Genomic DNA, 12,474 nt, shown 5'->3' on the forward strand with positions numbered 1-12,474 from the left:
CTTTGCACTCCCCTTACTTGTTCATTTTTTTCAAATAGCTTGACCGCACCGCGAGGAAGAATAGAAGCTGAAAAATGAAAAACCCTCCGATGGTGAGACTGAGCGGCCCCGCTACATCGGAATAGCCTTCCACAGCCAATGTTCTCAAGGCAAACAGCGTATGCATGACGGCAATGACAAATGGAAAGAAGAAAAGAATTGCCAATTGTATCGTTACGCTTTGTGCCATTTCACGCTCACTCAGGCCGATTTTGGCCAGTGAACGGTAGCGCTCCCGGTCTTCATCTAAATCAGTGAACAGCCTGAAATATAAGAAACTTGCTGCCGCGACAAAGAATACAATTGCGATAAACAGGCCGATAAATAAACTCAGGCTCGGCAGCTGCACCGTATCATAGTAGGTGCCGGCTTTTGACATAAAATCAGAATGCACGTCGATATAGTTGCCGTAGATCTCATCTTTCAGAGATTGGCTGAACCCAAGACTGTCTTTCCAATGATCGTAGCTGTAGCCGTATAATGACGCTTTATCACCGAGTGATTTGAGTTGATCAAAGGTTTTATCGTTCACCGCGATGATGGCATTCAATGAGATCAGCGGTTTTTTGACTTCTTTTACTGACAGTTTTTGTCCGGACAGCTTGCCTTTTTGGTTCAGCAGCTTCAGCTGATCCGGCGCTTTGTTTTTGAAATTGCGGTCATACGTGCCCGGGAAATAGACAGCCTCGTCTTCTTTCAGGCCGTTCACTTTGACATGGAAGTATTTTACCGCATCCGATTCACTGATCATGTAAACAGGCGGAACAGTATCCCCTGCCTGATAGCGAATATTGGAAACATCTATTTTGTCTTTCTTATACGTAAAGCCGTGTGTTTTCAGTTCATGGTCAATTTTTTTCAAATGAGTCTGTTCTTTTAGATTGTTGCTGTAAGATAAATACTCCATTTCATAAGCGGACTCTTCCGCCCCGACGGTCGATTTGTACATCGCGAGCACACCCGTAGCCGTAAACGCAACCGCGGAAATAATGCTGACAATAAAGAACAGGCGGGCGTTGTCTTTTAAACGATAGACAAGGTCAGAAACCCAAATGACATTTTTCCCGCGCAGATAAAAGGTTTTCCACTTCTTCAGAGCGCGCAGAATCCATATGCTGCTTTGGCTGAAAAAGAAATACGTTCCGATGACGGTGAGCAGTAAAATGATAAACGGTTCGGTCCCGTGGACATTGCCTTTAAGGACCATGCCGTACCCGCCGCACAGACAGGCGATGCCGAATAAGGACAGAAGCACGGACGGCTTAGGCTCCGGCTTAATCTTGTCAGTGCCCTTTATTAATTTGATAACCGTATTTGATCTGACAAAAAGGATCGTAAACTGCGATAAAAGGAAAAATAAGAGCAGAAATCCGCCGGCCGTAATACCGAGCGCTTTCCAAGGCATATACAAAGGCAGCGCGTCCATTTCTAAAATATAAGCGCCAACCGTAAAGAACGTCTTTGAAAAAATGAATCCTCCGATTATGCCGGCTGCAATTGACATGACGCCGATGATCATATTTTCCGCAGTAATGAGCTTTCTCAGCTGCCCCGGCGTGATGCCCTGCATGAGCAGGATGCCGAATTCTTTATTTCTCGATTTCAAAAACGCATTAACCGAATACAGAACAAATAAGAAAGAAAAAACAAAGATCATCCATTCCGCGGCGGTTAAGCCTTTTTTGGCGATGTTATTCAGGTAGCCTTCCTTTAATGCCGGATGAAACAGGAACATCGCAAAGGTAAAGAAAATCAAAACGGAAAAGGCGCTGCTTAAAAAGAATGCAAGATAGGCCCTTTTGTTTCTCGTGACGTTTTTATAAGCGAACTGAAGAAAGGTCATTTGCGTTTCCCCCCAGCATAGACAGCACATCGAGAATTTGTTCATAAAATACTTGGCGGTTTTCCCCGCGGTAAATCTCATTAAACAGTTCGCCGTCTTTTATAAAGATGACGCGGCGGCAGTAGCTTGCCGCAACAGGATCGTGGGTCACCATCAAAGCCGTGACATGATCATCCTGATTCAAGCTCTGCATCGTTTCCATGACGTCTTTTGACGCTTTGGAATCAAGGTTTCCCGTCGGTTCATCGGCCAGAATGAGTGACGGCTTATGAATGACCGCTCTTGCAATGGCGGCACGCTGGCGCTGTCCTCCGGATACTTCAAACGTCCGTTTGTTGAGCAGGTTTTCGATACCGAGCTTTGCCGCGATGCCTTGCAGTTTTTCTTCCATTACAGACGGCGCTTCTTTTTCAAGCGTTAACGGCAGCATGATATTTTCACCGATTGTCAGCGTGTCCAGAAGGTTGAAATCCTGAAACACAAATCCGAGCTGCTTGCGGCGGAAATGAGCGAGCTTTGTCCGCTTCAGGCGATGCGGGTTTTCTCCATGAATCAGGATATCACCTGAATCCGGACGGTCGATCGTTGAAATGATATTCAAAAGCGTTGTTTTTCCGGACCCGGACGGCCCCATCACCGCCGTGAACTCGCCTTCTTCTATTGAAAATGAAATTTGCTTTAAGGCTTGATAGGACACTTGTCCTTTATAGGTTTTATTTATATGTTTAACTTCAAGCATATTCGCCATGAGAATCCTCCTTATGGTTTTATTCTTGTTGATCTGGGCTGCTTTCATGTAGTGCCGGGACGTTCAACATAAAAATCCCCTTGACATAAATCCATGTTATCAAGGGGAAACAAAGCGAGCTATGTTGTTTTCTTAACGCAGCCTTACATTTTTGTAAGAAATGAAAATCGAACTGATGTCCCTTCACCGGGAGACGAGCTGATGTCTACCGTATGATTGAGCTTACCTGTAATTTCTTTGACGAGATGGAGGCCGATTCCCGTAGATTCTTGGTAACGCCGCCCGTTTTCACCGGTGTAATAAGGGTCAAACACCCGCTTGATGTCTTGGGAGGGAATCCCGACGCCGTAATCTTTGACTTCAAGCACCGTCCTGTCTTCATCGCGGAAGACATTCAGCTCAAGTCTGTCACTCTTGCCCGCTGAATACTTGACCGCATTTGTGACCACTTGGCCGATCGCAAATTTGAGCCATTTTGCATCGGTGTAAATCTGATGATCATCGCAAATGTCCATTTTCGGATAAACGCGGTATTGAATAAAAAATCGTTTATAGCTTTGAATAACTGATTGGAGAAGCTCAGACAGGGAAACCGCTTCGATTTTAAAATCCCGTTCAAACAGGTCGAGCCTTGAAGAATAAAGAAGCGTCTCCAGCCCGAATTCAATCTGCCGGACTTCTTTTTTGATTTGTTCAAAAACGGGCTCATCCTCTTCTTGAATGATTAAATTAATAACCGACAGCGGCGTCTTTACTTGGTGCACCCATTGATTCATATACGTCACCCGCGCGTCAAGCTTGGCTTCGGTCTCATGGAGCTTTTGGTGCTGCAGCCGGATCAGCTCCATCTGCTTTTCATACAGCTCTGAACAGAACACTGAAGAACCGAGATACGGGATATCCGTCCCTTCCTGCCCCGAGCTGAGCCATTGATACACGCCGCGGTCTTTGTACCAGCGGTAGGCAAGATAGCCCGCCAAAATGAGAAGCTGCACGCCCAATATGTAAAACAAGTGAGAAAAAGAATGAAGACCCGCAAACCAGTAATAAAAGAAGACAAACAGCCCTTGAAGGAGAAATAGCAGAATCAGGACTGTATGAAACCGGAGAAACAGCTTCATGACTGCGCCCTCAGCTGGTAGCCTTCGCCCCGCACCGGTTCAATAGAAACAGGCGCATTCAGCTCCCGCAGTTTTTTTCTGAGCCGCGTGATATACACGTTAAGTGTATTATCATCGACGAAAATGTCGGTGTCCCACGTCTTTTCCATGAGACGGTCCCGACCCGTCACCTTTTCTCCCCGCTCCAGCAACACTTCCAAAAGCTTACTTTCTTTTTTAGAAAGCTCGCTTTTTTCATCCTGAAAACGCAGTTCAAACCGTTCTACAAAGAGCTGAACGCCGGCATATTCAACCACTTTCTCCCCCTGCTTTGCGGCGTACTCCCCGTACGCCCTGCGGATCTGGCTTTTGATTTTCGCCAGCACAATATCATAAGAAAACGGTTTTTCGATATAATCGTCTCCCCCGTTTTCAATCGCCATCACCTGATCCATTTCCCCGCTTCTGGCTGAAATAAAAATGATCGGGCTGGTGGAATGCTGGCGGATCTGGCGGCACCAATAATATCCGTCATATGCCGGCAAATTGATATCAAGCAGCACTACATCAGGCTTTTCCTGCAAAAAAACATCAAGAACAGCCGTGAAATCCGCGGTGACCACTGTTTGATATCCGTATTTTTCAAGGTAATTCTGCAACAGTCCACGAATGTCTTCACTGTCTTCCACAATCATGATCTTATTCAAACTGAACCACTCCCGTTTCTTACACTGCTGCCATCATCATAATCGTTTTGGGCGTATGGACGCAACACCGCACAAAAAAACCGCCATCTCGGCGGTTTTTGGTCTCTTCAGCCGACCTGCTGCTTAGCTGCTTTACCGGCTGATCCGAACTCTCTCATTTTGCTTCGCACTGTCTCTTCCACGGCTTCAATGCCTGGTGTCATATAGCCGCGCGGTTCGTACAGATCGCTGTTTTCCTGAAACATGCGGCGTGTTTCGTCTGTCCAGGCTACCATACATTCCGTATTGATATTGATCTTCGCGTGGCCGAGCGTGATGGCTTTTTTGATCTGATCCTGCGGAATCCCGGATGCCCCGTGAAGAACGAGGGGAATATCAGTCATGCGGGAGATAGCCTCCATTTCCTTAAATCCGAGATTCGGCTCACCCTGATATTTGCCGTGTACAGAGCCGAGGGCGGCGGCCAGCGCGTCGATATTGGTTTCTTTGACGATCCGCTCACATTCCGTGATATCGGCATAGCGTACCCCGCCGACCAGTCCGTCTTCCATTCCGCCGACCGTGCCGACTTCGGCTTCTACTGACACGCCGTGCTTTGCGGCATAATCGGTGACTTCTTTTGTCATCGCGATATTCTCGTCAATCGGCTGATGGGAGCCGTCAATCATCACTGAGCTGAATCCGGCATCAATGGCCTGTCTGCAGCGTTCCGCACTGCTTCCGTGATCAAGATGAAGCACCACGGGAACGGTAATCGCCATGTCCTCCATTAACGCGCCGACCATGGCGGCAATCGTTTTAAATCCGCCTAAATAGTCGACCAGGCGATCGGAAGCCGCGGCGATGACCGGTGATTGCTCCTTTTGCGCAGCCTGCAAAATCGCCTTCGTCCACTGCAGGCCGTTGATATTAAACTGGCCGACTGCGTATTGCTCCCGCTTTGCATCTTCAAGAAGCTCTTTCATCGATACAAAAGCCATGTCCACCCCTCCTTTATCCATTACATGTTGAAGTATTTTGATACGATATCAACCGTTGTTTTTTTCGCTGTTTGAATGGCTTCCTCAGCACTCAGCTTATAGTATTCAGGCCGGAAGAGCTCAACTGATACAACATCAGAGAAGCCAATTTCCTTTAGTGCTGATAAGTGGGCATCTAAGTCAATCGCCCCTTGGCCCGGCCATACACGATCCTCATCCGTTAAAAAGCCGATTGGGAAATCTTCGGTATCGTCGATATGATAGATGAAAATTTTCTTTCCGTCCGCCTGCTTTAAGCTTTCAATATTTGACCCCATTGCATGGAAGTGGAAACTGTCAAGGACAAGCCCGACATTGTCACGGTCGACTGTGTTTACGATGTCGTACGCCTGTTCAAACGTATTAACTGTACACTGCGGATGGCCGACAAATTCGAGCGCGATTTTTACGCCATACGGCTCCGCGATATCTGAAAGCTCAGTCAGCACCTCAACACTGCTCTTTTTGATCTCTTCTTTTACAATCTTCTGCTCAGTCACAAGCGGGACGGCCACGACATATTTCACACCGAGGGTTTTGCACGTTTCCATCATGTCTTTAAATTCAGCGATGATCTCATTGTGGCCCTTTTCATCACGGTTGTTGAAAAAAACGAGTGCGTTTAAGGCAAGCGGCTTGATGTGATGGGTTTGAAAATATTCCGCAAGATCAGCCAATGAATGGTCTTTTAAGTACTCTGGCAGCTTATCCATTGTGCGGATTTCAATATAATCATAGCCATGCTTTTCGCATAGTTCTAAATCCTGTTTAAGGTTTGAGTTTTCCAATGTTGTTGCTTCATTGAAACAAAGTTTCATGTCAGACTCCCCCATCTGCGTTTTAGATATGAAGGGAGTTCGGCAGGAAGGCTGTTCGCCATATCCCGCCGAACTCCATGCTCAGCTTATGCCAGACCTAATTCTTCTTTCATTTTTTTAAGCATAAATCGGCTTGATTCATCTGCTCTTTCGTCGACCCAAGCAAATACTGCATTCGTCGCAATTCCGTCGAACTTCATCTCTCTCAGCTTTCTGAAAATCGTATCAAAATCAACCTCGCCTTGACCAATGTCCAAATGCTGGTGAACCGTTACTTTCGCGTCAGGCGGATTGACGATGTAGCGCAAGCCATGAGCCGCTTTATGATTAAAAGTATCTGCAAATAAAACATGTGTGAGGCGGTCGCCGGCTTCGTCAAACATTGTCTCAATGTCGCCTTTGCCGTCATCATAGAAGAACGTATGCGCAGTCGAGTAGACAAGATTGATCCAATCCTTGTCAAGCGCGCGGATCATATCCATCGCACCTTTGTGCGTTTCGATAAAATCGTATGGATGGGCTTGAAGATTGAGTTTAATGCCTTCTTTTTCAAAGACTGGCAGAAGCTCATCCATGGATTTGATAAATTTTTCTTCACTTGTTAAAGGATCATATTTTGAACCGCTGAATTCGCTGTTCATCAAATCCACTTCAAGTTCAACTGCAATTTCGATCGCCCTTTTCCAGTTGCGCACCGCAGCCTGGCGGCGGTCTTCATCAGGACCCGCCCAGTGGTAAAGAGGAAGGAGCGATGATAGCTTAACACCTGTATCCTTTAATAGACGCTTTAATTGTTTGATCTTTGCTGAATCGACTTTCGGATATTTATAGAATGGACAAAAATCCTCGCGCGGCGATAGCTCAATATATTCATAGCCAAGCTCCGCTGTTTTATAAACCATTTCCTCCAAAGTTAAATCATCACGATACATCGATGGATCCAATGCTAATTTCATATTTTCACTCCTCTATTTTTTTAATTTTTAACTGTTGTAAACGATTGATAGAATTCCGGTTTTTCCTTCAATTCAACCTTTTCTTTTTGTCCAGATTCCTGGGCTTTTACACACGCGTCAGTCGTAACAGCAGCAATATAGCCGTCCCATGCCGTCGGCCCGCTGACCTCGCCTTTCTTTTGAATCGAATCAATGAAGTCTTGGATTTCCACATCGTACGCAGCCACAAAGCGTCTCTGCCAATCCATCAGAATATCTGTGCTGAATTTGCCTTCTTTTCTCATGCTGATGCTTGATGGTTCAGGAAGCTTGATGACGCCGTCTTCTCCTACAATTTCACATTGAATGTCATAGCCGTATTTACAGTTCACATAGATTTCAGCATTGATGACGATGCCGCCTTTCGTTTCAATCAATACGATTTGCGGATCTTTCAAATGCGGAAGTGCATTTTTCGATTTTTTTGGATAGATGACTTGAACGGACTCGTAGTCATCATTGACGAGCCAGTGCAGTACATCAATTTCATGAACAAGCGTGTCGACTACGGCCATATCCGTTGTGTAGTTATCTCCCACAGTCGGGTTGCGGTGCGCGCAGTGAATCATAAGCGGCTCGCCAATAACATGATTATCGAGTGCTTCCTTTAGCTGTACGTAACCGCTGTCATAACGGCGCATGAAGCCAACTTGAACTAGGCGTTTGCCCACTTTGATTTCCTCTTCGACGATGCGCATGCATCCTTCAGCCGTTGTCGCGAGCGGTTTTTCACAGAACACATATTTCTGGGCTTTAATCGCTTTCAGCACACTCGATTCATGCGCAGGACCCCAGCTTGTCACTAAGACAGCATCTACATTTTCGTCTGCAAGCAGGCTGTCATCATTCGGATAAACCGTCGCGTTTAATTGGTATTGCTCAACGACCTTTTGTGCAGCTTCTTGATTGACATCCGTTACAGCAACGATTTCTGCGCCGGACAGCTTGTTCGTAATACGGTTAATATGTTCTTTTCCAATTGCTCCAGTTCCAATTACGCCAATACGTAAACTCATTGACAGCCACTCCTTCTGTTGGTTACATCATTTTGCTTTCTGTTCCTTGCTTTACTTGGCTCTGAGGAGATCCGTAGAGTTCCTCCTGAATTTGTTCAAGCGACTTGCCAGACGTATTCGGCGCGAAGAGAAGCCCGATGATCATACTGGCCGTCACACATCCGAGGAGAATTGCAGCCATCGTTCCAATGCCGAAATTGGTCATAATCATTGGGACAAACAGACTCCAAATCCCTATTGAAATACGGACGAGGAAAAACATCAGTCCTTGTGCAGAAGCACGATATTGCGTAGGAAAGATTTCACTGGCCCATAACTGATAGTTGGCTTGCTGCCCGGCTCCGTTATTGATGCCGATCACGACAATAAACAGAAGCAGAACAGGCAGGCCTTCAACCGGCAGCAGAAACAGCGTCCATCCGATCACTGCCATAAAAGCGGCGATTCCAAATACGGTTTTTCTATATTTGTCGGCAAAGGGCATGAAGATTAAAGCGACCCCCAACCCTGTGAAGATAAACAGTCCCATTTGCAAAAGGTTTGCCATGTTGGCAGATACACCGCCGACCTGCTGATAAATGTATGGCATGAAGAAGCCCATCACCCCGGCGGCTAAATTCCAAACCAGGTACACACCCATCAAAAACAGTATGCTTTTTAGATACATAGGCTTGAGCAAATCAAAATACGATGTTTTGTTCAGTACGGCCGGCTTCTCTTCCTGAGCATCTCCCGGCTGATTTTTTGCCTGCCAGGCGTCTGACTCCGGAAGCCTGATTCTCAGGATGTACGTAATCAGCGCAATGACAAGCAGATGGGCAAATACGATTTTATTCCCCAAGAGGCCTAAATCACCGACCAGTACGGAGAGAAGCAGCACAACGACTGCCCCTGCTGCCCAAGCGACTTGTGCCACGCCGCAATGACGGGCCCGATTTTTCTTTGGCGCATTTTCTGCAATAATGGTCCATGATGCGGTAATATCAGCTCCTACTGATAAACCGATGATCATGTAACCGCTTAACAACATGGGGAAATTAACCCCAAACAGAACCAAACAAATCCCTATTGCATAAACCAGCATGCTATTGGTATAAACAGCCTTCCGCCCGACTTTATCAGCTAGATACCCGCCAAGCAGTGCGCCGACAGCGGCAGAAATTGCGTTTGCGCTTAGCGCGCCGAGCAGCCCGATTTGCGTATCAGATAGCTTTAGGTAACTGACCCATAATGATAAACCAGCAGAGCCCGCCACAATGGAACCTGCATCAATATAGTTGGCCAATGCTGCTGCGATTGTCCGTTTATTGAAGGCCGAATCTCCATTGGTATTACCCATATATTCAGTCCCCATTAAGCCAGATCCAACAACTGCTCATCAATATAGTTTCTCGCGATCAATGCATACTCAAGCGGGTTTGCAACATCGGGGTCCTGTTCAGCTTCAACGACAATCCATCCGGAATAATCGTGCTTCAACAGCTGCTGATATACTTCTCTAAAATCAATGCATCCATCACCGGGAACCGTAAACATGCCTTTTAAAAACGATTGCTGAAACGATTTCCCTTCAAGCCTGCATTGTTCCATGACATTCAGGCGGGCATCTTTAAAGTGCACATGCTTAATGCGGTTGATATGCTTCTCAAGCATCCCCAAGTAGTCACCGTCAGAAATATACGCATGGCCTGTATCATAAAGGAGGTGTACATGCGCAGGGTCTGTTCCTGCCATCAGGCGGTCGACTTCTTCTGCCGTTTGGACGCCAGTACCGAGATGGTGATGATAGACGAGCTTCAGGCCATGCTGGTCAGCAATTTTGCCAAGGTGATTCAGCCCTTCGCAAAGCCGTTCCCATTCATCATCCGTAAAGTGCGGCTTCTCTGTGAACACGTTTTTCTCCAAGCTTTGCACGCTGTAGGTTTGTTCAGAGACAACTGCGACATCCGCGTTTACTTGCTGCAAATACTCACAATGCAGGGTAAATGCTTTTGCCGCTTCACCAAGTCCGTCACGCAAAATAAAACTGCTGAACCATTTTCCCGCAATGCGTAAATTCCGAAGCTTCAGCTCTTTGTTCAGGATGGCAGGTTCGGGGAAAAAGCCCCCGACCTCCGTGCCTTGAAAACGTGCGACAACAATATCACTTAACAAATGCTGAAGTGTATTTCCCGCTCCAATTTCAGGCATATCATCATTCCGCCATCCAATGGGAGCGATCCCCCACAGGATTTCATTTTTGCCCATCTATGGTGCCTCCCCTCTAATACTGCTTCGCAGATTCCAGCATTTTCTCTTTTGCTTCGTATGCTTTCTGAACGCTTTCTTGTTCAGACACCTCTGCTACGCCGACATGCCACCAGCTGTCATAGCCGTCAGTCATTGTTTTTGGCAGAACCTTCATTTCAATTAACGTTGATACGTCTTGTTTCTTCGCATCCTCTAACGCCGCTTTTAATTCTTCTACTGTGTTTGCACGGTAGGTTTTCGCGCCGTATCCCTCAGCAACTTTCGCATAATCGACATTTAAAATCTGGTTGTCATCTGTGCGGAACTCACAATAGTAGCTGCCGCTGCCATGATCCATTTGCAAGTTGTTGATACATCCAAAACCAGAGTTATCAAAGAGCAGCACATTGATTTTCTTGTTGTACTGAATCGCCGTAATCAGCTCGGAGTGAAGCATCAGAAAGCTGCCGTCTCCGACAATGGAATACACTTCTCTGTCAGGGTGGGCCAGTTTCAGACCCAGTGTCCCGGACACTTCATAGCCCATGCAGGAATACCCGTATTCCAGGTGATACGTATTCGGAACATTTGAATGCCACAGACGCTGCAAATCTCCTGGAAGGGAGCCTGCTGAGCAGATGATCACACTGTCTTCAGGGATCGTCTCGTTGATTGTCAGCAATGCCGTTGTTTGCGGAAGCTCAGTATTCAACGCGTCAGCGTATTCATTTAGAACCTCTTGAGAGAAATGATTTTTGATTTCCGGATCAAATGCTTCCCGTTTAAACGTCACTTTGCTGAGGCGTTCGCGTTCAGCGAGCCATTCGTCCTTCAGCTCCTTAATCGTTGAGCCGAATTCACTCTTATAGCCTTCAAGCAGGCCGTGCAGTTTGCCAAGCGTCACTTTCGCATCCGCTACCACTTGGAACGCATCGAGTTTATACGCCTGCATTCGGCTGACATTGATGTTTAGAAACTTCGCTTTATCAAAATCAAAAGCAGTCTTAGAGGATGTCGCAAAATCCGTATATCTTGTGCCGATACCAATAATCAAATCAGCTTGGCGGGCCGCTTTATTTGCCGCGAGTGTACCTGTGATGCCCATTCCGCCAAGGTTGTTCGCAAAATCAGCTTCAACTGTCGACTTTCCTGCCTGCGTTTCAACTAACGGAATGTTATACGCTTCAGAAATGGCAACCAATTCATCGCGCGCACCGGAGTATTTTGCGCCTCCGCCGACGAGGATTACAGGATTTTTGCTGGCTTTAATCAGCTCCGCCGCACCTTGAAGCTCGCGCTCGCTCGGCTGCATGCGATCAATATAGTGAACCCGTTTGACGAAGAAACTTTCATCAAAATCGTATGCTTCTCCTTCGACATCCTGAGAAATACAAATCGTTGCCGGACCTGCTTTTGCCGGATCAGTCATGACTTCAAACGCGCGCAGCAAACTGCTCATAAGCTGCTCAGGGCGCGTAATGCGGTCCCAGTATCTCGATACAGGTTTCAATGCATCGTTTGTTGTAATCGCCGCACTGTATTCTTGCTCCATTTGCTGCAGTACAGGGTCTGGCTGTCTTGTCGCAAATGTATCTGCCGGAATCAAGAGAACCGGGATATTGTTTGCCAATGCAGTACCGGCTGCCGCCACTAAGTTGGCCGCTCCCGGTCCGACGGATGTAGAGACCGCATATATTTTTCTTCTCAGCATTTGTTTGCTGTACGCCATTGCGGCATGCGCCATTCCTTGTTCATTCTTCCCTTGATAGACTTTCAAATGGCCTGCATCCTGCTCAAGCGCCTGGCCAATCCCTAACACGTTTCCATGACCGAAAATTGTGAAAATCCCTTCTACAAAAGGCTCTTCCTTTCCATCTACATGGATGTACTGCTGGTTTAAGAATTTAATCAGCGCTTGTGCTGTTGTTAAGCGAATTTTCTTACCCACAAACGATCCCAC

11 protein-coding genes are annotated in these 12,474 nt (G+C 46.7%); all 11 read right to left on the minus strand.

Annotated elements, in window-relative coordinates; genetic code table 11:
* Positions 1 to 13: 13 nt before the first annotated feature.
* On the minus strand, positions 14 to 1,882 hold the full coding sequence (yxdM, locus tag GYO_RS42355) for an ABC transporter permease YxdM (RefSeq protein WP_014115764.1): 1,869 nt from the start codon (positions 1,880 to 1,882) through the stop codon (positions 14 to 16).
* Entirely contained in the window at positions 1,857 to 2,630 is a 774-nt protein-coding gene (yxdL, locus tag GYO_RS42360) for an ABC transporter ATP-binding protein YxdL (RefSeq protein ID WP_014115765.1), read from the minus strand. The genes yxdM and yxdL overlap by 26 nt, the downstream gene beginning before the upstream one ends.
* Positions 2,631 to 2,773: 143 nt before the next feature.
* Entirely contained in the window at positions 2,774 to 3,751 is a 978-nt protein-coding gene (gene yxdK, locus GYO_RS42365) for a two-component system sensor histidine kinase YxdK (RefSeq protein WP_014115766.1), read from the minus strand.
* Positions 3,748 to 4,437 (minus strand): two-component system response regulator YxdJ, encoded by a 690-nt coding sequence (gene yxdJ, locus GYO_RS42370; RefSeq protein WP_014115767.1) that lies wholly within the window; start codon positions 4,435 to 4,437, stop codon positions 3,748 to 3,750. The genes yxdK and yxdJ overlap by 4 nt, the downstream gene beginning before the upstream one ends.
* A gap of 107 nt (positions 4,438 to 4,544) precedes the next feature.
* Positions 4,545 to 5,417, minus strand: coding sequence for a 6-phospho-5-dehydro-2-deoxy-D-gluconate aldolase (gene iolJ, locus GYO_RS42375; RefSeq protein WP_014115768.1), 873 nt, complete (start codon positions 5,415 to 5,417; stop codon positions 4,545 to 4,547).
* Positions 5,418 to 5,437: 20 nt separating this feature from the next.
* Positions 5,438 to 6,274, minus strand: a complete 837-nt coding sequence (gene iolI, locus GYO_RS42380; protein WP_014115769.1) for a 2-keto-myo-inositol isomerase — start codon at positions 6,272 to 6,274, stop codon at positions 5,438 to 5,440.
* An 86-nt stretch (positions 6,275 to 6,360) separates the two neighbouring features.
* On the minus strand, positions 6,361 to 7,230 hold the full coding sequence (locus GYO_RS42385) for a sugar phosphate isomerase/epimerase family protein (protein WP_014115770.1): 870 nt from the start codon (positions 7,228 to 7,230) through the stop codon (positions 6,361 to 6,363).
* Positions 7,231 to 7,250: 20 nt separating this feature from the next.
* Positions 7,251 to 8,285 (minus strand): bifunctional inositol 2-dehydrogenase/D-chiro-inositol 1-dehydrogenase, encoded by a 1,035-nt coding sequence (iolG, locus tag GYO_RS42390; protein ID WP_014115771.1) that lies wholly within the window; start codon positions 8,283 to 8,285, stop codon positions 7,251 to 7,253.
* Between the two features lie 22 nt (positions 8,286 to 8,307).
* Positions 8,308 to 9,624 carry a myo-inositol transporter IolF gene (iolF, locus tag GYO_RS42395; protein ID WP_014115772.1) on the minus strand — a complete coding sequence of 439 codons (1,317 nt, stop codon included), beginning with the start codon at positions 9,622 to 9,624 and terminating at the stop codon, positions 8,308 to 8,310.
* A gap of 14 nt (positions 9,625 to 9,638) precedes the next feature.
* Positions 9,639 to 10,532 (minus strand): myo-inosose-2 dehydratase, encoded by an 894-nt coding sequence (gene iolE / locus GYO_RS42400; protein ID WP_014115773.1) that lies wholly within the window; start codon positions 10,530 to 10,532, stop codon positions 9,639 to 9,641.
* A 16-nt stretch (positions 10,533 to 10,548) separates the two neighbouring features.
* On the minus strand, positions 10,549 to 12,462 hold the full coding sequence (gene iolD / locus GYO_RS42405) for a 3D-(3,5/4)-trihydroxycyclohexane-1,2-dione acylhydrolase (decyclizing) (RefSeq protein ID WP_014115774.1): 1,914 nt from the start codon (positions 12,460 to 12,462) through the stop codon (positions 10,549 to 10,551).
* Positions 12,463 to 12,474 lie beyond the last annotated feature (12 nt).

Origin of the sequence: Bacillus spizizenii TU-B-10 (assembly GCF_000227465.1) — a bacterium.
Lineage (GTDB): Bacteria > Bacillota > Bacilli > Bacillales > Bacillaceae > Bacillus > Bacillus spizizenii.

Bases quoted from the DNA above. Each gene is read 5' to 3' on its own strand.
- GYO_RS42385 (WP_014115770.1), bottom strand. From the start codon at position 7,230: ATGAAATTAGCATTGGATCCATCGATGTATCGTGATGATTTAACTTTG.
- yxdM (WP_014115764.1), bottom strand. From the start codon at position 1,882: ATGACCTTTCTTCAGTTCGCTTATAAAAACGTCACGAGAAACAAAAGG.
- iolE (WP_014115773.1), bottom strand. From the start codon at position 10,532: ATGGGCAAAAATGAAATCCTGTGGGGGATCGCTCCCATTGGATGGCGG.
- iolF (WP_014115772.1), bottom strand. From the start codon at position 9,624: ATGGGTAATACCAATGGAGATTCGGCCTTCAATAAACGGACAATCGCA.
- iolJ (WP_014115768.1), bottom strand. From the start codon at position 5,417: ATGGCTTTTGTATCGATGAAAGAGCTTCTTGAAGATGCAAAGCGGGAG.
- iolI (WP_014115769.1), bottom strand. From the start codon at position 6,274: ATGAAACTTTGTTTCAATGAAGCAACAACATTGGAAAACTCAAACCTT.
- yxdL (WP_014115765.1), bottom strand. From the start codon at position 2,630: ATGGCGAATATGCTTGAAGTTAAACATATAAATAAAACCTATAAAGGA.
- iolG (WP_014115771.1), bottom strand. From the start codon at position 8,285: ATGAGTTTACGTATTGGCGTAATTGGAACTGGAGCAATTGGAAAAGAA.
- yxdK (WP_014115766.1), bottom strand. From the start codon at position 3,751: ATGAAGCTGTTTCTCCGGTTTCATACAGTCCTGATTCTGCTATTTCTC.